The organism is Peribacillus sp. B-H-3, from assembly GCF_048572925.1.
Lineage (GTDB): Bacteria > Bacillota > Bacilli > Bacillales > DSM-1321 > Peribacillus.
In genome coordinates this window covers 1,590,810-1,609,470 of the sequence record NZ_CP183879.1, presented here as the reverse complement: position 1 = coordinate 1,609,470, position 18,661 = coordinate 1,590,810, and the positions used below count along the sequence as shown (strand labels likewise).

The following is an 18,661-nucleotide window of genomic DNA, read 5'->3' as shown; positions in this document are numbered from 1 at the left end:
CTCCTCATTTAGATTGGAGTTGCTTTCTTTCCCCGACAATATTCTATAAAGTACCATGCCCTTCCACTTCGACAACAATTTCATCCCCGGGTTGTACCCAAGGTTTCTCTTCCATCCCTAATGCCCCACCCTCTGGAGTACCAGTAAAAATGAAGTCTCTTGGACTCTTGGCCCTATCTACCCTTTTCTATGAAAATTTATAATATTTTGAATACCAAACAGTGCTTTAAGGCGATCATTTGGCAGATACCATAAAAGCTCTCCAACATATAATGAGTGTTAGGCAACATCACCGCAACATGGTCACCTTTTCGGATTCCTGCTTTATGTAAGACAACCGAAAGCTGATCGGTACGTTCTCCAAACTCCTTATACGTAAACTCCTTCTCTCCATCGATAACATTCGGATAATATTTCACCGCCCTACGTTACCAGTCCAGTGGGGTTAATGCAGAAAACAAATGACTCATCTCCTTTTGAAAATTTATTTGAATATTCAATCTTTCGAGACCACCATTCTAAATAAACCTCATGCGCAGTACTATGAAAATTTGTTTGTAAAGAAAAAGGGTGCACATAGTTGAATAATCCATGGATGGCATAATGGCGACGATTGTTCATCCTTAATTATAACAGAAAACGCTTACATTAAAACACTAACTTACTTGTTTTCTTCCTTTCACTAATAATACCTTCAGTAAAAAGGGCTAAGGGAATGAATCCAGTGGTAGGTCTGGATATCGCAAAAGTGAAAGTCAGGTTCAAGCATACTTGGAAAAGAAAAAGCGTTACAAATATAGTTTTAAGGTGACACATACCCTCGAAGGATTAGAGAACTTTTCTTTATTTCTTCAAGACATCGAAAGTATGACTGGAGTTCGAGCTCCCATTGTTTTAGAATCCACAGGACATTCCAAACTATCTTAACAAACACAGACTTTTTCCATTTTTATACATAGCCAGCTATTCAATTGAACACATAAAGATTTATCCGTCAGTTTCCCAAATGTATGCCACTTACTCCGTCTCATTTTCCTATATTTTCATATAACTTCATTTGTAAATTTCTTGAATCCACTAACATTCTTATAAGAAACAGGAAAAATGTACAAGCAATCCGTCACTTTTTTCATATTTTATATAACTGAGTGTTATTAGAATCAATCTTCTAAGCTGGCACTTTTTGAATTTGAATTATATAAAGAAAGGGTGAGAAAATTGACACAGGAAAATAGGAATAAGAAGTTTTCTATCATCATACCTGCCCACAATGAAGAAAAATATATAGCGGGGTGTCTGGAATCCATCAAAGCTGCTTCAAAGAGGTATAAGGATCAGGTTGAAATTATTGTTGTGTTGAATCGGTGTACAGATCGGACGGAGGAGATCGCAAAATCCTATAATGCGATCACGATCAAAAATAAGGACAAAAATCTTTCAAAGATTAGAAATGCAGGGGCGAAAGTTGCCACTGGAGATATTCTGATTACGATAGATGCAGATACCAAAATGTCTAAAGGATTCCTATCTAGAGTGAATTTGTTATTATCGAGCGGGTTATTTATCGGTGGCGGGACATCCGGGTTATTTGACCGTATGTCTTTGGGGATTCTAACATCTGTTGCAGCCATATCCATTCCAATGCTAATCAAGTATGGTTTGATTGCAGTTGGGATTTTCTGGTGCTACAGAAAAGATTTCGTGGCCATTAACGGATTCAATGAGGAATTGCTTATGGCCGAAGACGCTGATTTTGCCCATCGGCTGATGATGTGGGGGCTGGTAAATCGAAAGCTTTTCGGCATCATCCCTTTTGGCATGCTCACATCAAGCAGAAAGTTTGATAAATTCGGGGATTGGGTTATGGTCATAAACCCTCGCTATATATGGTCTTATCTGAAGGGAACGGACAAGAAGCGGGCGGAAGAATTGTATTATGATTATTAAGCAGGAAAGGGCTGGCGGATATTCCCCAGCCCTAAATAATAGGTCCTATAAAAAAAAGGAGCAACCAGTAAAAACTGGTTAACTCTATAATACGAGTCGAGTAGAAGGGAGCCTTTCTACCTTGCGGTAAATTGGACTCCACCCCCCTCACAGAACCGTGCTTGCACTATTAATGCACACGGCTCCTCCTAGTCATCGTTTACAGAATGTAGCTAATCTCTTTTCTTAAATCGTATATATTTACTTTTATTTTTGGTGATGGAAGTGGATATTTACTAAGAAATAGACTGAATTTATCCCAAGTAAAGGATTTCCTTTGGCTTCTTCTATTGAGCCATTTAAACAATAACTTTTCTATTTTGTCTTTGAAGTTGTTAACATTTTGGGTATTATCAGTGATGCAATAATAGTTGTAATAACCTATTAGAGAGCGTTTAAATCTATCCATAATCATATGAATGTCTTTACTTCTATTACTCTTCAGCCATTCTTTCGTTTCTTTTAGTTTACCTTGTACTTTCTTTCTGCTTGATTTCCGTTTTACTCGAAATTTCCCTTGTTTACTTTTCCCACAATAGTGAGTAAACCCAAGGAAATCAAAAGTTGCAGGTTTATTTCTCCCCTGTTGATTTGCATTTTGTTCCGCAAACCGCCCGAAGGGAATAATTTTGGTTTTATCCTCAGCTATTTCTAGATTAAATTTCTTTAATCTCAACTTTAAAGAATGGAAGAATTGCTGGGCTTCACTTTTATATTGAAAACAACAAACAAAATCATCTGCATATCTCACTATGTATGCTTGTCCCTTGCACTGTTTCCTAACCCTTTTCTCAAACCACAGGCCGAGGACATAATGGAGATAAACATTGGCTAATATCGGAGATATTACTCCACCTTGCGGTGTGCCATTGTCTGTCTTGTATTTCTTACCTTCCTCCATATACCCACCTTTAAGAAACCTACCGATTATTCTTAGTAGATTAGGGTCAGCGATTCGCAGTTTTAAGAACTCCATCATCCATATGTGGTCAACATTGTCGAAGAATCCTTTAATATCTACATCTACTACATAATTTACTGACCTCTTTTCAATATAGTGGTTCAGTATTTTCAAAGCATCATGGCAGTTACGATTTGGGCCGAATCCAAAAGGAACAATCTAGAAAGTCATTTTCATAAATGTTATTTAGTATCTTTGTAATGCCTTTTTGAACAATTTTATCTTCATGTTCCGGTATTCCCAATGGTCTTTTCTTGTTTGAATTGAGCTTTGGAATATACATTCTTCTTACTGGAACAGGACGATAGCTTTTGCTTTTAAGTCTTACTAAATCCTCTATGTTTTCTTCTAAACTTTCACCGTATTGCTCTTTAGTTGTACCGTTAATCCCCGTTGCCTTCTTATTGGGTAGCTCAAGATGACATTTGACTAATGCTTCTTTATTTAAAAGATGTACAAGAGATGTAAATTTCATTTTAGTATCAGATTTTGCTAATTCTGCTATCCTTAGTAGTTTTGTTTCCATTTATTATACCTACCTCTGTGTGTAGTAAATGTGTCCCTAGTAAGGGTGATAACTGGTAGCTAGCCTTCCCTCCATCGGCATTACCCAACTTCATTGGTACTACGCTGCTATCCGACTCCCTACACGGCATTTGGTTTCCTTACTTGTTATCGCTTGTTGACCATACTCTTCTAAAAAAAGAAAAGACCGGTAGGGTCTCCCGAGTTGCCGTATCATATCAATGTATAACGTGCCAAGGTCTCTGACTCCAGAGAGGTTTTATCCTTCTCACCTTATCGAAAGATAAAATGTAGCTTTCTGCTGTGCGTAACGCATCAACCCTCTCGGTTTACTAACATTATGGAGCTCAATCCCTTCAACCATTTGGCTTTCGGCCCGCCACCTAACTGTCTACGCTTAAAGACTAAAGTTACCTTTAGCCCTCCAAGACTCGCTACGAGCGAATGGCTAGTTCTTACTCGACGGGAATCCCACCCGCTATATGATACGACCTATGCTCGGCCGCACACGCACCCTTTAGTTTAAGTACAAACCTTCACCTAGTTAAAGCAAAAAAAGCCGAACTCCTCCTTTGGAAAATCGGCTTTTCTATATACTAATTTCAATTATAATTTATTGTACCATTCACCATCTACAGGCTCTAACCATTCTGTTTCTCCTGGTGTCATCGCTAAGTGTACAAACCAACTGTCTTTTGTGGCACCATGCCAATATTTTACATTCGGCGAAATGTTGACTACATCCCCCGTTTTGAGTAAACGAGCTGGTTTTCCCTCTTCCTGATACCAACCTTCCCCACCAGTAACTAACAAAACTTGTCCGACTTTGTGTGAGTGCCAGTTATTGCGGGCTCCTGGAGCAAAGGTTACATTACCGATTGCAGTATTAAGTGGCGTTGGATTGGTATACACCATTTGTAAGTATGCAGCACCAATAAAGTTTGCATCAACCTTTTGTCCCAATGGAAAGATTGTGCTATTGCTTAATTGTTCATATTTCACTTTTCAGGACCCACTTTCTCTTATAGTAAAAAGGTAATTAATTTTGGTTTTGTTACATACTTTAACCATAGCCCACCATCTTCCAGCTTTTCTATGTCCTTCAAAAAGAAATTTACTGGTTGAGTTTTATTTAGATGAGAACTCGTTTCAAATAGTGTCACAGAGTTAGATGCAGCATCTGCAATCGGGACTAAACCAAACTCAACTCATTAATTAAACCTTCATTTAAAAAGGAGCCGTTTAGAAAGCCTCCACCTTCTAACATCAACGTATCGATGGAAAATAACTTTTTTAGCTTTTCCACTACTAGTCCAAGTAAAGAATTGCCCTGTCATACAGGGCTTTTTTAACATCAATGCTAAGCATTAGGATGTGTTTTTATAGAAAGGAGTAATATTTTGGATTCACAGTATTGATGCTATATCACTAACCTTAGTGATTCAATTTATATATATCCCTAGCCATGGCTTCTAGAATATAAATAACAGGTACTTGTGTCGTAATATTCGCTTCTTCAATGAATTCTTCTGTTACATAGTAGGAAATATTGAAATCAGACATCTTAGCAACGGTAGATAGTTTATTGTTTGTGATACTAATAACCATACTGCCTTCTCGTTTCAGTTGATGCAGGTGGGTAACAGTAAACGGATTTTCCCCTGAAACAGATAAAGCCATGGTTACACTATTGGTCATCAATTTCGAGTGAATTGGAAAATGAGGATCTTTAATATACATCGAGAATTTACCTAAGCTTGAGAAATACCTCGCTCCATATTCCGCTAGGATTCCTGAGCTTCCAATCCCATAAAATATCACATTATCTGCCTTGTTAACTATATTTGCAGCTTGCCTGATCTTTTCCTCTATATCTCCTTTTAATGTCCGTTCAAAGAACTCAACAAGAGAATGTTGCGAACTTTTAATCATCGTATTTTTATTTTCTTCTAAATAGAGTTTAAGTTTGACCTTAAATTCGGAAAATCCCTCACAGTTTATTTTTCTGCAAAAACGTAAAATCGTTGCAGTGGAAACATGCGTCTCATCGGCTAGTTCACGAATGCGCATATAGGCCACTTTATCGCTGTTTTGCATGATGTAGTTGTATAAGGAAGTTTCTAATTCATTGAATGATGCAATCATTTCATTTGAAAACATACGTGGGCGATCCCTTCTAAAATAATGTTGATATTTATTTTAACATAATTTTCGGATGATACACAGTGTTACAGTTTTGAAACAAATGACTACCAATGTTATTAACAACAAGATTTGCAGAACATATTTACGATTTTTATAAAAAGAGTTACGATTCCAAATGAAGCTGAGAGATTTAATTCCAAACACATATCATATACTAATTACTATGGAAAAATAATAGGAGGTAACCCAATGACAACTTATCAATTTCCAGAAGGATTTTTGTGGGGAGGAGCTACTGCTGCCAATCAAATGGAAGGCGGATATAAGGAAGGAAATAAAGGATTAAATATTGCGGATGTTCTTCCAGGTGGAAAAAAGCGATATGACTTACTATTGAATCCTGGTTTTGATTTTGAAATCCATCCGGAGAAATATAGCTACCCAAACCATGAAGCCATAGATTTCTACCACCGCTATAGAGAAGATATTGCTCTGTTTGCGGAAATGGGTTTTAAGTCATTCCGTATGTCCATTGCCTGGACAAGAATTTTCCCAAAAGGTGATGAGTTAGAGCCTAATGAAGAGGGGTTAGCTTTCTATGATCGTGTGTTTGATGAACTGCACAAGTATGGTATCGAGCCGGTAGTAACCATTTCTCACTATGAAATGCCGCTTCACCTTGTAAAGAAATATGGCGGCTGGCGAAACCGTCAAGTTGTAACATTCTTTGAAAGATATGCTAAAGCTATCTTCAATCGTTACAAAAATAAAGTAAAGTACTGGATGACTTTTAATGAAATTAATAGCGGCCTGGTGATGCCGATTCAAGGACTTGGTTTTTCGATTCAAAAAGCAGAGGATAAATATCAGCCAACCTTCCAGGCGTACCATCATCAATTTGTCGCTAGTGCCATTGCAGTAAAAGCGTGCCATGAGATTATACCTGGCTCCCAAATCGGCTGTATGATTCTTTATGCGCCTGTGTATTCGTTTGATAGTAATCCGGAAAATATCATGTTTTCCCTTCAGGAAGAACAACTTTTCAACTACTTCTGCGGAGATATACAGGTACGCGGAGAGTACCCTGCTTTCATTAATCGTTACTTTAAAGAACATAATATTGAATTAGACATTCAAGATGGCGATTTAGAATTAATTAAAGAAGGTAAGGTTGATTATATCGGCTTTAGTTATTACATGTCGAGAACCGAGAAAAAGGTGAAGACAGATGACGAAGCTTCACAAGGAAATATTATTGGCGGTGTGAAGAACCCATTCCTTAGTGCTAGTGATTGGGGCTGGGAAATTGACCCAGTTGGATTACGAATTTCCCTTAATAAACTATATGACCGTTACCAAATCCCGCTCTTCATAGTGGAAAATGGGTTGGGTGCCTATGATAAGGTAGAGGAAGATGGCTCCATCAATGATGACTACCGGATTGATTATCTTCGTGAACATGTTAAAGCGATGGGTGAAGCCATTGAAGATGGAGTGAAGCTAATGGGCTATACAACTTGGGGATGTATCGATATGGTAAGTATGTCTTCAGGTGAGTTCTCTAAACGTTATGGTTTCATTTATGTAGACAAGCATGATGATGGCAGTGGAACATTAGAGCGTAAAAAGAAAAAGTCTTTCTTCTGGTATAAAGACGTGATTGCAAGCAATGGTGAGAAACTATAATTTTACTAATGGATTATATCATAATTGTTTAGGCAGGGATTATTTCTCTGCCTATTTTTATTTAAAGTCCTCTTAACTTCAGCCCTTGTGGTGGCTTTGGTTACACATGAATCAGCGATGAGTTTACATCTCGTTTCAAAAGGGCTTGCCGTAGTCGTAATTTTTGGGCTGATCGTTTCCACCCTTTTGACACTGATTGTTATTCCGACGTTCTATGAATTGTTCCACTTCCGGAAAGCTAAAAAACAAAGGCTGCAAGACAACCAAATAATAGGTACTTTAAATCAATAACTGCCAATATAAGGGCCATATTATTTTTGTTTAGTAAAAGGACCGTATTTGATATGGACAATATGTACGGTCCCTTTTATTGATATAAAGTCTAATTTTCTCCTAAAATGATAGACTAATGTCTCAATTCAGTTCTAAAACTTCTAATTTGATAAACTCTAAATAAATAGTATAATAGGGACTACATGACAGCGTTTACAAATGTGGCTTTACCAATACATTTTGGGAGTGTGATTTTTGTATGGCTGGAAATCGTGCGGTAGTCTATGTGAAACCAGGAGAGGTGGGAGTAAGGGATATAAGTTATCCGGATTTGGTTCTGCAGGACGGCCCCGGAGTGAACCCGTTGAACGTGGGCAGGAAGTGTAATCATGGTGTTATTTTAAAGGTCGTTACAACGAACATCTGTGGAAGCGACCAGCACATGGTAAGAGGAAGGACGACAGCACCAAGCGGCTTGGTACTAGGCCATGAAATCACAGGAGAAGTAATTGAGGTAGGAAGCGATGTTGAATTCATTAAAAAGGGAGATTTAGTTTCTGTTCCTTTTAACATTGCTTGCGGACGCTGTAGAAGCTGTAAAGAACGGAATACCCATGTATGTGAAAATGTGAATCCGGACCGGGCAGGTTCAGCCTATGGATATGTAGATATGGGAGGCTGGGTTGGCGGACAATCAGAATATGTAATGGTCCCATATGCAGATTTCCAGCTGTTGAAGTTTCCGGATAAAGATCAGGCTATGGAAAAGATCCTAGATTTGACCATGCTGTCTGATATATTCCCGACAGGCTATCATGGTGCAGTTTCTGCTGGAGTAAAGACAGGATCTACGGTTTACATAGCCGGTGCCGGCCCTGTTGGATTAGCAGCAGCCCATTCCGCCCAGCTATTAGGGGCATCCAGAGTGATTGTAGGGGATCTGATAGAAGAACGTTTGGCCCAGGCCCGCAGCTTTGGCTGTGAAACCGTCAATTTACGTGAACATGCCAATCTTGGTGAGCAGATTGATCAGCTGCTGGGAGCACCTGAAGTGGACTGTGCTGTGGACTGTGTCGGTTTTGAAGCACATGGACATGGTGCAGGATCAGGCGAGGAGGCTCCAGCTGCCGTATTGAACTCTATAATGGATGTCACTAGAGCAGGCGGAAGACTTGGAATTCCCGGACTGTATGTAACGGGAGACCCGGGAGCGGTTGACGATGATGCCAAACACGGAACCTTAAAGATCCGTTTGGGGTTAGGCTGGGCAAAGGCTCATACATTTGTTACCGGGCAGACACCTGTCATGAGCTATCACAGGGAACTGATGAATTCCATTTTGAGCGGCAGGGCGCAGATCGCCAAAGCGGTTAACGCGACATTAATCTCTCTGGATGAAGCACCGAGCGGCTATGCGGAATTTGATAACGGGGCATCAAAAAAATTCGTTATCGATCCTCATGGTCTGGTGAGAAGTTGATAGAATCATAAGGTGTTGGCGCACCTTAAGTATTTTTAACTTAATTACATTATGCGATTTCCCCAGACTACTTTCAAGTTTTGATTTAATTATTGTACTGTGGGTACTAAAATCGAAAAATCCTACTTCCTGTCATACTTAGGGAAGTAGGATTTTATCGTTCTAATTCACTTACTAACTTCATTTGTAAACCATGCTCTTCTTTATTGAGAGATTCGGCTTTTTCAAGTATCTTCTTCATTTCTGGAAACGGAACGTGTGCATAGGGTTCAGACAGATTTTCTTTAGCCAGAACACCCATATTGAACCTTGTACAAAGTACAGCAGACTTTTTCTTAAGAACGTATTCTTCTGATTTTTCTAGAAGATGACCATACACTTGTACACAAGCTTGTTTTTTCTTTTTTTTTGGCTCTGTTAAAGGTAAATGTTGATATTTGATACCTGTCCCAATTCTTGATATAATCAACATAAGAACAAGTGTTCGTGGAGGCTATCAAGGTGAGCAAAGCGTTTAGCAACTTGTTAAAGCATATTGACAAATTACCACATACAAAAAAAGAACAAGTTTACCAATGGGTTAAACGCTATGTTGAACCTTCTTCCTCTGCTGGTGGTCAATTAATCCACGAAATGAGAGAAACTCGTTTCAAAGAAGGTTTTGAATGCCCACATTGTACATCAGAACACGTTGTTCGGTTCGGGAAGTACAATGGTCGCCAACGTTATCGTTGCAAGGCTTGTAGCAAAACCTTTACTGATACAACCAATACCGTCTTGTACCGTACCCGAAAAGGCAACGAATGGATTACCTTTGTTGATTGTATGTTTAAAGGATATTCCCTGCGAAAATCGGCTGAAATCGTAGGGGTTACTTGGGTTACACTTTTTTATTGGAGGCACAAACTATTAAATGCCCTAAAACAAATGGATATTGAACATTTTGAAGGTATCGTTGAAATTGACGAGACCTATTTCCTGTACTCTCAAAAAGGACAACGAGGCATCACAGACCGTAAACCTCGCAAACGTGGCGGAAAATCCAAACATAGAGGAATTAGTCACGAACAGGTATGTGTTCTCGTTGCAAGAGACCGAACAAAAGCAACTGTCTCCAAAGTTGCTTGTATGGGGCGTATTGTAAAACCGAAAGTTGATGCCTTGATTGGTTCTAAACTGTCCAAAGAAAACGTGATTGTAACCGATGCTTGGAGGGCTTACAAAACCTATGCTAAAGAAAAAGGATTAGAGCATTATCGTATTAAATCAGACGGTGGCAAACACGTTATTAAGGGCTTGTATCACATCCAAAATGTCAACGGTCTCCACTCCCGTCTAAAACAATGGATAGACCGTTTTAAAGGCGTGGCTACTAAGTATCTCGACAATTACCTCGCTTGGTTCTTATTTGTCGATAGTCGTAGCAACGAAAGCACTAAACAGCATATAAAAGAATTTCTATTATCATCATTTGTATTTGAAATGACGGACACATATGACAGTTTGCGATTATCAAAATTCAAGGTATAAACCAAATTCACCCAAATAGATGCTATACAATTCTCAACGCATAAAAAGAACTTCACTATTGAAAGTAAATTAAATGAAAGGGGTTATTGAATGCCGAACCGATTAAATGCAAACACTCAAAGGACTCTATTTGAAAAATGTTTTGATTTACTGTCGGTAATTGCGATAATAGTCATTTTTTTATTCATTTATTTGAAGTGGTCGTCATTACCGAATAACATCCCAATGAGATTTGACTCAGATGGTGGTGTATCTCAATGGGAAAGTAAAAAAAGCATTTTGGGTCTTCCTGTCTTTGGAATATTAGCTTGGATTGTTTTTAGTTTCTTTGAAAGGTTTCCACAAAACATCAACTTACGAATGTACCGAAGTGACGATAAAGAAAAAGAAACGAAATACAATAGAATCATTGTGAATGCAATTAAAAATGGTATAGTAATCTGTCTTATATTAGCTAATTGGAAAATAATTGGGACAGTTCTATAAATTTGTCAACGACAAGGACTTTGCTTATCAGTATAGGGAAACCAATAAAATAGGGGGTTCCCTAAAAATATCTAAAAAATCAACAATAAAGTTTAACAGAGCCTTTTTTTTAATAGTATTCCATACTTTTTACTATTTGCAATCCCTTATTTGTCAAGAGCTTTCGTTTCATCTATTTTCCATTCTAAGCCCTCCTTTTTTAAAATTAAAACCAATACTAACTACTAGAAGAAAAAAGTATAGTTACATAGAGTTACAGTAAAAACCCCTTCGTATGTAACCTCTAAGAGTCCTCACGAAATGGTTAACGTTCATACGCCCATCCTAAACTATATAGGAGGATAAAGAATGAAAGATAAGGAAATTAAATTGAATGACTTTATTGTTTCAAACTCCCGAATAGCTGAAGGCTTATATGATCAGGTACTTCCCTACATTGAAAGGATGTTTATTGAGGTTGATTCTGCTCCATCATACGTAGAAACTTTTGTCACGTTTCTTCCTGGAAAAATGAGAGGTGAATTTGGGATTTTAATCAGTATTCCTGCCTGGAAGTATTGCTTTGTATCTCCCCCCCTCAATTACCACTTTAATAACTGGATTGTCAACACTAAACTAGACAGTTTTTATAAGGTGTCCCAGTTTATACTCGATAGGGCTTATGTAGCCTAACGTTCCGTGAATTCGAATGTGATTAAACCAATGAACATAATCCTGAAACTCTCTTGTTAACTCTTCTAAACTGGTAAAATGGCGACGTTTAACGAACTCTGTCTTGATGATTTTAAACGTTGCTTCTGCCACTGCATTATCATAAGGACACCCCTTCATACTCAACAATCGTATGATACCGAACGTCTCCAAAGCGTCGTCAATCAAATTGTTTTTGAATTCGCTGCCACGATCCGTATGAAAATATGTAATCTTTCGAAGGTCCCTGTTGATGGATGATAAAGCCAGGTAAACCAAGGCCGCATCTTTATTCGGTCCCGTGCTGGAGCCAATGATTTCGCGATTAAAGAGATCAATAAAGACACAGATGTACTGCCATTTCCCATTGACTCTTACATAGGTTAAATCACTAACCACGACCGCAAGCTCTTCTGCCTGGTCGAATTCACGATTGACTTCGTTCTTTTGATTGGATTCATTACAGCTCTTGCTATGCGGTTTGAATTGGGCGACCGTATAAGCTGAGACAAGTCCCTGTTCATCCATGATCCGGCCAATCCGGCGTCTGGACACCTGGTACCCAAGCTTTTTCAATTCAACCTTGATTTTTCGTGTTCCGTAGTTCTGGCGGTTTTTATGGAAGATGTCGATGACAGAGGATGTCAAATCGTCCTCGGAAGCTCTCTCTTTTGCTTCATAATAGTAGGTGCTTCTGGAAAGCTGGAGGACTTTGCACATTGCTGATATCGAGTATTTGTGCTGGTTATTTTTGATCACATTTACTTTCGTCCTAGTATCAGCGCGGCTTGCTTTAAAATGTCATTCTCCATTTGAAGCTGCTTGTTTTCTTTGCGTAGTTGGATCAGTTCTTTTTCGTTTGGTGATAGATTGTCTTTTTCCTTGAATGAACCGGTCTTCAGGCTCTGACTCACCCACTTATCTAAGGAAGAAGGCGTAAGATCATATTCCCGAATCAGATCCTTTCTTGGTTTTCCATCTTGGTAAAGCTGAACAATCTGTTGCTTGAATTCCGCCGTAAATGTCCGGCGTTCTTTTTTAGTCATCGTAGATTCTCCTCTAGTATAGTATCTGTAGTCTACTTGACCTTAATTTTTCTGTCCAACCTAGTGTAGCCTATCTAAAGGCTACATAAAAAATCGAATAGTTCCTATTTTGGGGAATACGCAACTATCAAAGCTAACCCCTGTCTTACTGCAAAGTTATGTAAATGATTTAGTAGAGGACGGACTCGCCAGTGGAACCATTAAGAAGCTTAATAACATTCTTAAAAGTGCTCTTGATCATGCGGTAAATATGGAGTTACTTCCTTCTAATCCAATAGTAAAAGTGCAGTTGCCTAAAATAACAAAAAAGGAAATGAAGGTATGGCAGATGGAAGAAATGAACCAGTTCTTGCAGGTTGCTATAAAACACCGTTTTTATCCAGCATTTCATCTTGCATTAACTACTGGCATGCGGCGTGGTGAAATTCTTGGGCTTCGTTGGAAAGATGTTGATCTTGAAAAAGGTATTTTGTATGTACATCAAACATTGAGCGGGGATGGGAAGTATTTCTTAAATGGGGCTAAAACTGAGGCAGGTGTAAGGAGTATTAAACTGGCTAACGAAAGTATTCTGATACTAAAGAAACAGAAACGTTTACTAGCAAAAGAAAAGCTTGCTTGTGGACGTGCTTATAGTGATTATGATCTTGTCGTATGTACGTCCATAGGAACCCCTGTTAATCCCAATAATTTAAAGAAGACATACCATAAGCTCATAAAGGAAGCTGCTGTACCCCTTATTCGTTTTCATGATCTTAGGCATACTCATGCTACTCTGCTTCTTTCTCAAGGTGTACATGTTAAAGTTATTTCAGAGCGGCTGGGTCACAGCAATATCAAAACAACAATGGATATCTACTCGCATATACTTCCTAACATGCAAGAAGATGCCGCAAATAAGATTGATATCCTATTAACTAATACAAAATAAATCTTTACGGCACCAAAATGGCACCAAACACCTTAGTTACGCTTAAATTTGTGGGGGAATATAAACAAAATAAAGCCCAAACCCTTGATATAAAAGGATTTGAGCTTTATTTAAAAGATGACCTGTGACGGGATCGAACCGCCGACCCCAACCCTGTCAAGGTTGTGCTCTCCCAGCTGAGCTAACAGATCGTTTTATTAAAGTACATTTTTCATTATAGTTTTTACTGGGAAAAAGTCAATCCCTTTTTCTGAAAAAGTTATAAACTTTTTTTATTTTTTTGTATTTCCCAGATGTTTCATTTGCATAAAGAACATTTGTTCTCATATAATAAATAAAAAGGGGGAACAATGATGAACAGCACTTTATTGAGAAGCTTGAAAGAAGACAGCGTACTCGAAATTATTTATTTATCAGAAAAGGGCCAGGTTTCACAGCGCAGGATTCAGGTGCTGGATATCACGGAGGATTATGTTCGGGCCTATTGTTTCCTCAGGAAAACGAAAAGAACATTTAAAATCAGCAATATCTTATCTTCTCGAATTTTCAAGCAGCACTACGAATATTCCGGTTAATAAATGCAATATCGGATTACTTCCCCACCTCCTTCAAATTAAACTCCCCATTATTAAAGATGCTATGTAACTAACCATATCGCTGTGCACAATAGAATTCAAAGTGATGACCCCATATGGTCTGGCGTCCCGGCCGAAGCAAAAATTATATAAAAAAGAGTTCAAGTATCATTTTATTTATTCGCGCATACTATAGCACTACCCATGTAATACCCTCCCGTTATCAAAGGGGGATTTGAAATGTCAGATGGAGCTGGAGTTGGCGGTTACGGCGGAGGCGGTTTTGCCTTTGTGGTTGTTCTGTTTATTCTCCTAATCATTGTTGGTTGCAGTTGTGCCGGCGGTTTTGGCGGCGGAGGCTATGGCGGCGGAGGTTACGGTTACGGCGGTTATTAATACCTCTGCTTAGACGCAAAAAATTGGGGAGTCCTTATTTATGGGCTCCCTTTTTCTTTTTGGTATTTTACGTATAATTAACATTCATTTACCTGGACCATAGTCCTTAGGATTTATTATTACAAACCATACAGCAATTTTATACAGAACATTAGTCTCTCTCCCCCCTCGTTCAATGTCTCCTTTCATATCAGATTCCAGTAAAAAGGTTATTTTCCATCTCCTGGCTATGGACATATCTTGTGGTTCCATTTATGGTATAAGCCCATAAATGTTATTATATAAAGAAGAAAACTATTATCTGTGGATGGATAAAATTTTATTTCAAAAAAAAGCAAAAAACATCTGAGTTTGAAACAGTTCTCTATATAAAGCTTGATTAGAGGTCTGAAAAAATCCGACCTTTCTTTTTGGGGAATCCTTAATCCCTATTATCCTTTTTATTAGTATGAATTGAGTCATTTGCTGATCTCCAAATAATAAAAACCAGTCATCAATCGTTAAGCAGGAAAAATCCTTCATCATTATGATAAAATGGTGTGGTAAGCCCTTACAGCCATTTTTTAGAAAGCAGGGTGCAAGTGATGGAAATACCTAAAGGCACGATAAAAGAAGAAATGTTTTTAAGCAAGGAATTAGGGGAAGAGTTAGAATTACTGATTTATTATCCCGCAAATTTTTCTCCATTATATAAATATTCCCTGGTCATCGCTCAGGATGGACGGGATTATTTCCAAATGGGGAGAATCGGCAGGATGGCCGATGAACTCCTTTATAAGGGAGAAATCGAAAATATCATTATCATCGGGATACCATACCGTAATGTTCATGACCGGAGAAGCAAATACCATCCCGAAGGTGAACAGAATGCTGCTTACATCCGTTTTCTGGCCCATGAGCTTGTTCCATATTTAGACAAAAAGCTTCCAGGCTACGGGGTCGGAATGGGCAGGGCCCTTATCGGGGATTCGCTCGGAGCCACCGTTTCGCTGATGGCTGCACTGAAATATCCGCATACCTTCGGAAAAGCGATGCTTCACTCCCCTCTTGTAAATGACGCGGTTTTGGATGCTGTTGCAAGCTTCACTGATCCACATCTGCTTGAGCTGTATCATGCTGCAGGAACGGGTGAAACCGAGGTACCGACAACAGATGGAAAAATCCAGAACTTCATTGAACCTAACCGTAAACTGAGCAAAGTGTTTAAAGAGCGGGGCTTTTCATATCGCTACGAGGAATTTGACGGAGGCCATACCTGGAAATACTGGCAGGCAGACCTTAAGAGGGCCCTCAAAGAATTATTTTAAGGGGGAAAATGTTTTAAAGAATCGTCCCCCTGTTTTCCGAAAATTTTGTTATAATATCTAACAAATACATGTTCCTTTGCGTTCAGATACATACCATATCCTCATTTTTGCGCAAAGGGCCATTGCACTTCCATGCCGGTCACCGGGCTGTCAAGCCTTGGCGTTCTTGCATGCCGCAAAACAAATACATGTCGATCCAGGAGGTATTTTTATGAATTACGGTGTGGCCATTTTCCCTTCAAAAAAGCTTCAGGATAAAGCGAATTCTTACCGGAAGCGCTATGATTCCCATTATGCCTTAATTCCTCCGCACGTCACGCTTAAGGGTGCATTTGAGGCAACAGATTCAGAAATCAAGCCAATTGCATTAAAGTTAAAAGAAATCGCTAAGAAATATCAGCCATTTTCTTTAAAGGTGCTAAAAGCCAGCACCTTCCAGCCGGTTTCAAATACGATTTACTTTAAAGTGGAAAATTCCGCTGAACTTGAAGCCCTGCATAATGAATTGAATACCTTTTCTCCTGAAACATCCGAATATGCTTTCGTGCCGCATATCACAATCGGCCAAAAGCTGTCAGACGATGAACATTCAGATGTGTTCGGCCAGCTGAGCATGCTCGATTTGTCCCATGAAGAGGAAATCGAGCGGTTCCATTTGCTTTATCAGCTGGATGATGGAGCCTGGACTGTATATGAAACATTCCGGTTAGGAGATGAATAAAGAAAGTGATTGTTAAACAAGCAGATTCACAAGCTGAAATGAAAGATGCCTATTCAGTCCGGACCAAAGTGTTTATACACGAGCAGAATGTTCCGGCTGAAGAAGAAATCGACCAGTATGAAGAAGAAGCAAAGCATTTTGTTTTATATGATGATCATGGTTCCCCTATTGGTGCTGGACGTTTCCGTCTTGTGGACGGTATGGGCAAGGTTGAACGGATCTGTGTTTTATCCGATGTCCGAAGCAAAGGTGCAGGCACCATGCTCATGACGGCCATCCATGATGAAGCAAAGAAGCAAAACATTCATGAATTGAAGCTTAATGCCCAGAATCACGCTATCCCTTTTTATGAAAAGCTCGGATATCAGGTCGTATCAGAAGAATTCCTCGATGCCGGCATTCCGCATCACACCATGAAAATGAAGATATAAGGTAATCCCGGCACACTGCATGTCGTATATGCAGTGTGCCGGGATTTTTTTGTCCCTCTTTCCTCCCCTATTTTCCTCGAAATCCCTCCACTGACTTAAAAATTTCAGAAAATCCACTCATATCTAATGCCAAATCCCAAACCGGGTCATAGTCTATTTATAAGTAACTGTAAGGAGGGATTTAGATGAGTGAAAAGGACTTTAATGTCACAGATTCGCAAAAAGCACTGATGGAATTACTGGTTTCGCGTACACTTCGAAAACACGGAGTCCAAAAGGGCAAGCATGACCTTTCAGAGAAAGAAAAAGCAAATTTAAAGGAAACCCTTAAGTATCTCCAGGAACAATCAAACAAGCTGATGCAAAGCGAAAACAGCATTACAGAAAAAGACGTGAACCCGCGCACGAATATTTATGAAGGAGATAAATAGGTGCTGCATGAAAATTTTTCAGATTAAATTTAAAAATAGACGAATTAATCAAGGGTATCCGTCCAAACATAGTGAAACGCACAGCATACAGTAATAGGGAAGTAAGATAAAAGGAGGATAATCAAATATGAATCAAGATGTTTATAGAAGCAAAGGCAATAGCGGCAGCAGCAACTGCCATGAAAGAAAGTGGTCCGCTCTGGATGACCGCAACGAGCACCCAATGGCAGCGTTTTGCGGTTCCGGAAATGACGTAGAGCAAGAAGCTGTTCAAAACAGCACACAGCTTCAGCTTTCTGAGGAATTAGTTTATATCAAAGATTCTTGTGATGTAAATGTAACGTCTACAGATGTTAAGGCTGCACTATCTCTGCAGGCAGCATTGCAGGCAGCCATCGTGGTGGTAATCAGCATCTCCATCGCGGACAGCAGCAGAGCAGAGCAAATCACTCAGGAATTGCTTCAGTCTTCTAAAATTAGCCAAATCACTCGCCAAAAAACAATCATTGAAAACTCCAGAAATGTTGAAGTTACCACAACTGACGCTCAAGTGGCCGTTAACATCCAGCTGCTTCTTCAGCTATTGCTCGCTTTAATCGTAGAATTGGATATTCTGTAAAACTCCCATCAAAAAGGACACATATGTGTCCTTTTGATGTTTATTCTGATATCACACCGTCTGATTTACAAACCAGCCTTTGCCGGTCATCTCTGTCGCTGCTTGTTCAATTATTTCCCTTGGGACGCTGCTCTTGTAATGGGCAAAATGCGGCAGCTGCAGATTTTTTGATTCGCTGCTGATTTGGGAAGCTGATTTTTCAGCACTTCCTTCTATTTCCTTTTGAAGCTCACCATAAAAGTTAATCGGCCTTACAGGGGCAACTCCGCTTACTGCTCTTATCGGCTGCTCTTCCTCTGCTGCAGCAGTGCGGCTGGCATATTGTATGTACTCATAGTGAGTAATTGGCATTATGTATCCCATCTGCTTCCACCTCTTTTCTTCATATGTTTTCGCAATTTTTTACTTACATACCACTTATACTGATAAGATAAACATGTTC

Annotated in this window: 22 protein-coding genes, 1 tRNA gene and 1 pseudogene; 14 read left to right on the top strand and 10 right to left on the bottom strand. The window is 39.1% G+C overall.

Annotated elements, in window-relative coordinates; translation table 11 throughout:
- Positions 1-43: 43 nt before the first annotated feature.
- Together ACN6MY_RS07955 and ACN6MY_RS07950 are read right to left on the bottom strand one after the other, a co-directional pair.
- Positions 44-115, bottom strand: coding sequence for a hypothetical protein (locus tag ACN6MY_RS07955; protein ID WP_419884106.1), 72 nt, complete (start codon positions 113-115; stop codon positions 44-46).
- Between the two features lie 82 nt (positions 116-197).
- Entirely contained in the window at positions 198-419 is a 222-nt protein-coding gene (locus ACN6MY_RS07950; RefSeq protein ID WP_419883476.1) for an AMP-binding protein, read from the bottom strand.
- A 790-nt stretch (positions 420-1,209) separates the two neighbouring features.
- Here ACN6MY_RS07950 and ACN6MY_RS07945 point away from each other — a divergent pair.
- Positions 1,210-1,947, top strand: a complete 738-nt coding sequence (locus ACN6MY_RS07945) for a glycosyltransferase (protein WP_419883475.1) — start codon at positions 1,210-1,212, stop codon at positions 1,945-1,947.
- Between the two features lie 199 nt (positions 1,948-2,146).
- Here ACN6MY_RS07945 and ltrA read toward each other — a convergent pair.
- The 4 genes and pseudogenes from ltrA to ACN6MY_RS07925 all read right to left on the bottom strand — a co-directional run bounded on the left by ltrA (position 2,147) and on the right by ACN6MY_RS07925 (position 5,632).
- Positions 2,147-3,473: pseudogene (gene ltrA, locus ACN6MY_RS07940) on the bottom strand (group II intron reverse transcriptase/maturase).
- A 605-nt stretch (positions 3,474-4,078) separates the two neighbouring features.
- Positions 4,079-4,474: a cupin domain-containing protein gene (locus ACN6MY_RS07935; protein ID WP_419883474.1), complete on the bottom strand. Its 396-nt coding sequence runs from the start codon at positions 4,472-4,474 to the stop codon at positions 4,079-4,081.
- Positions 4,475-4,664: 190 nt separating this feature from the next.
- A complete protein-coding gene (locus tag ACN6MY_RS07930; RefSeq protein ID WP_419884105.1) occupies positions 4,665-4,739 on the bottom strand; it encodes a hypothetical protein in 75 nt (24 codons plus the stop codon).
- 167 nt (positions 4,740-4,906) lie between these two features.
- Complete coding sequence (locus ACN6MY_RS07925; protein WP_419883473.1) at positions 4,907-5,632, bottom strand: MurR/RpiR family transcriptional regulator; 726 nt, start codon at positions 5,630-5,632, stop codon at positions 4,907-4,909.
- Positions 5,633-5,866: 234 nt separating this feature from the next.
- Here ACN6MY_RS07925 and ACN6MY_RS07920 point away from each other — a divergent pair, with 234 nt between their 5' ends.
- On the top strand, positions 5,867-7,303 hold the full coding sequence (locus ACN6MY_RS07920) for a glycoside hydrolase family 1 protein (protein ID WP_419883472.1): 1,437 nt from the start codon (positions 5,867-5,869) through the stop codon (positions 7,301-7,303).
- A gap of 532 nt (positions 7,304-7,835) precedes the next feature.
- Positions 7,836-9,056, top strand: a complete 1,221-nt coding sequence (fdhA, locus tag ACN6MY_RS07915) for a formaldehyde dehydrogenase, glutathione-independent (protein ID WP_071352754.1) — start codon at positions 7,836-7,838, stop codon at positions 9,054-9,056.
- A gap of 154 nt (positions 9,057-9,210) precedes the next feature.
- Here fdhA and ACN6MY_RS07910 read toward each other — a convergent pair whose 3' ends face one another.
- Positions 9,211-9,528, bottom strand: coding sequence for a hypothetical protein (locus ACN6MY_RS07910; protein ID WP_419883471.1), 318 nt, complete (start codon positions 9,526-9,528; stop codon positions 9,211-9,213).
- Positions 9,529-9,557: 29 nt separating this feature from the next.
- Here ACN6MY_RS07910 and ACN6MY_RS07905 point away from each other — a divergent pair, with 29 nt between their 5' ends.
- The 3 genes from ACN6MY_RS07905 to ACN6MY_RS07895 all read left to right on the top strand — a co-directional run bounded on the left by ACN6MY_RS07905 (position 9,558) and on the right by ACN6MY_RS07895 (position 11,744).
- Positions 9,558-10,586 carry an IS1595 family transposase gene (locus ACN6MY_RS07905; RefSeq protein ID WP_419883470.1) on the top strand — a complete coding sequence of 343 codons (1,029 nt, stop codon included), beginning with the start codon at positions 9,558-9,560 and terminating at the stop codon, positions 10,584-10,586.
- Between the two features lie 90 nt (positions 10,587-10,676).
- The gene (locus ACN6MY_RS07900) at positions 10,677-11,072 is read left to right on the top strand and encodes a DUF1648 domain-containing protein (RefSeq protein WP_419883469.1); all 396 of its coding nucleotides are present in this window, start codon (positions 10,677-10,679) and stop codon (positions 11,070-11,072) included.
- A 348-nt stretch (positions 11,073-11,420) separates the two neighbouring features.
- Positions 11,421-11,744: a hypothetical protein gene (locus tag ACN6MY_RS07895; RefSeq protein WP_419883468.1), complete on the top strand. Its 324-nt coding sequence runs from the start codon at positions 11,421-11,423 to the stop codon at positions 11,742-11,744.
- On the opposite strand, the gene ACN6MY_RS07890 is transcribed toward ACN6MY_RS07895, so the two are convergent.
- Positions 11,688-12,808 (bottom strand): IS3 family transposase gene (locus ACN6MY_RS07890; RefSeq protein WP_419883467.1). Its coding sequence is split into 2 segments (ribosomal slippage): positions 11,688-12,559 and positions 12,559-12,808, totalling 1,122 coding nucleotides; the frame shifts between segments, so codons are not numbered across the junction. The genes ACN6MY_RS07895 and ACN6MY_RS07890 overlap by 57 nt on opposite strands.
- 109 nt (positions 12,809-12,917) lie before the next feature.
- Between ACN6MY_RS07890 and ACN6MY_RS07885 the strand changes: the two genes are divergently transcribed.
- A complete protein-coding gene (locus ACN6MY_RS07885; protein WP_419883466.1) occupies positions 12,918-13,739 on the top strand; it encodes a tyrosine-type recombinase/integrase in 822 nt (273 codons plus the stop codon).
- Positions 13,740-13,857: 118 nt separating this feature from the next.
- On the opposite strand, the gene ACN6MY_RS07880 is transcribed toward ACN6MY_RS07885, so the two are convergent.
- Positions 13,858-13,930 (bottom strand) — tRNA-Val (locus tag ACN6MY_RS07880).
- 159 nt (positions 13,931-14,089) lie between these two features.
- On the opposite strand from ACN6MY_RS07880, the gene ACN6MY_RS07875 reads away from it, so the two are divergent.
- The 7 genes from ACN6MY_RS07875 to ACN6MY_RS07845 all read left to right on the top strand — a co-directional run bounded on the left by ACN6MY_RS07875 (position 14,090) and on the right by ACN6MY_RS07845 (position 18,219).
- A complete protein-coding gene (locus ACN6MY_RS07875) occupies positions 14,090-14,314 on the top strand; it encodes a hypothetical protein (protein ID WP_419883465.1) in 225 nt (74 codons plus the stop codon).
- 240 nt (positions 14,315-14,554) lie between these two features.
- Positions 14,555-14,710 (top strand): YjcZ family sporulation protein, encoded by a 156-nt coding sequence (locus tag ACN6MY_RS07870; RefSeq protein WP_419883464.1) that lies wholly within the window; start codon positions 14,555-14,557, stop codon positions 14,708-14,710.
- Positions 14,711-15,294: 584 nt separating this feature from the next.
- On the top strand, positions 15,295-16,017 hold the full coding sequence (locus ACN6MY_RS07865; protein ID WP_419883463.1) for an alpha/beta hydrolase: 723 nt from the start codon (positions 15,295-15,297) through the stop codon (positions 16,015-16,017).
- A gap of 211 nt (positions 16,018-16,228) precedes the next feature.
- Positions 16,229-16,738: a YjcG family protein gene (locus tag ACN6MY_RS07860; protein ID WP_419883462.1), complete on the top strand. Its 510-nt coding sequence runs from the start codon at positions 16,229-16,231 to the stop codon at positions 16,736-16,738.
- 5 nt (positions 16,739-16,743) lie between these two features.
- The gene (locus ACN6MY_RS07855; protein ID WP_419883461.1) at positions 16,744-17,169 is read left to right on the top strand and encodes a GNAT family N-acetyltransferase; all 426 of its coding nucleotides are present in this window, start codon (positions 16,744-16,746) and stop codon (positions 17,167-17,169) included.
- Positions 17,170-17,354: 185 nt separating this feature from the next.
- Positions 17,355-17,600: a hypothetical protein gene (locus tag ACN6MY_RS07850; protein WP_419883460.1), complete on the top strand. Its 246-nt coding sequence runs from the start codon at positions 17,355-17,357 to the stop codon at positions 17,598-17,600.
- A gap of 127 nt (positions 17,601-17,727) precedes the next feature.
- Positions 17,728-18,219, top strand: a complete 492-nt coding sequence (locus ACN6MY_RS07845; RefSeq protein WP_419883459.1) for a spore coat protein — start codon at positions 17,728-17,730, stop codon at positions 18,217-18,219.
- Between the two features lie 51 nt (positions 18,220-18,270).
- On the opposite strand, the gene ACN6MY_RS07840 is transcribed toward ACN6MY_RS07845, so the two are convergent.
- Complete coding sequence (locus ACN6MY_RS07840) at positions 18,271-18,582, bottom strand: hypothetical protein (RefSeq protein ID WP_419883458.1); 312 nt, start codon at positions 18,580-18,582, stop codon at positions 18,271-18,273.
- Between the last annotated feature and the right edge of the window lie 79 nt (positions 18,583-18,661).

Excerpts from the sequence above, each read along its gene's own strand:
- ACN6MY_RS07850 (WP_419883460.1), top strand. The coding sequence starts at position 17,355 with ATGAGTGAAAAGGACTTTAATGTCACAGATTCGCAAAAAGCACTGATG.
- ACN6MY_RS07840 (WP_419883458.1), bottom strand. The coding sequence starts at position 18,582 with ATGGGATACATAATGCCAATTACTCACTATGAGTACATACAATATGCC.
- ACN6MY_RS07860 (WP_419883462.1), top strand. The coding sequence starts at position 16,229 with ATGAATTACGGTGTGGCCATTTTCCCTTCAAAAAAGCTTCAGGATAAA.
- ACN6MY_RS07925 (WP_419883473.1), bottom strand. The coding sequence starts at position 5,632 with ATGTTTTCAAATGAAATGATTGCATCATTCAATGAATTAGAAACTTCC.
- fdhA (WP_071352754.1), top strand. The coding sequence starts at position 7,836 with ATGGCTGGAAATCGTGCGGTAGTCTATGTGAAACCAGGAGAGGTGGGA.
- ACN6MY_RS07870 (WP_419883464.1), top strand. The coding sequence starts at position 14,555 with ATGTCAGATGGAGCTGGAGTTGGCGGTTACGGCGGAGGCGGTTTTGCC.
- ACN6MY_RS07920 (WP_419883472.1), top strand. The coding sequence starts at position 5,867 with ATGACAACTTATCAATTTCCAGAAGGATTTTTGTGGGGAGGAGCTACT.
- ACN6MY_RS07900 (WP_419883469.1), top strand. The coding sequence starts at position 10,677 with ATGCCGAACCGATTAAATGCAAACACTCAAAGGACTCTATTTGAAAAA.
- ACN6MY_RS07895 (WP_419883468.1), top strand. The coding sequence starts at position 11,421 with ATGAAAGATAAGGAAATTAAATTGAATGACTTTATTGTTTCAAACTCC.
- ACN6MY_RS07875 (WP_419883465.1), top strand. The coding sequence starts at position 14,090 with ATGATGAACAGCACTTTATTGAGAAGCTTGAAAGAAGACAGCGTACTC.
- ACN6MY_RS07910 (WP_419883471.1), bottom strand. The coding sequence starts at position 9,528 with ATGTTGATTATATCAAGAATTGGGACAGGTATCAAATATCAACATTTA.
- ACN6MY_RS07865 (WP_419883463.1), top strand. The coding sequence starts at position 15,295 with ATGGAAATACCTAAAGGCACGATAAAAGAAGAAATGTTTTTAAGCAAG.
- ACN6MY_RS07845 (WP_419883459.1), top strand. The coding sequence starts at position 17,728 with ATGAATCAAGATGTTTATAGAAGCAAAGGCAATAGCGGCAGCAGCAAC.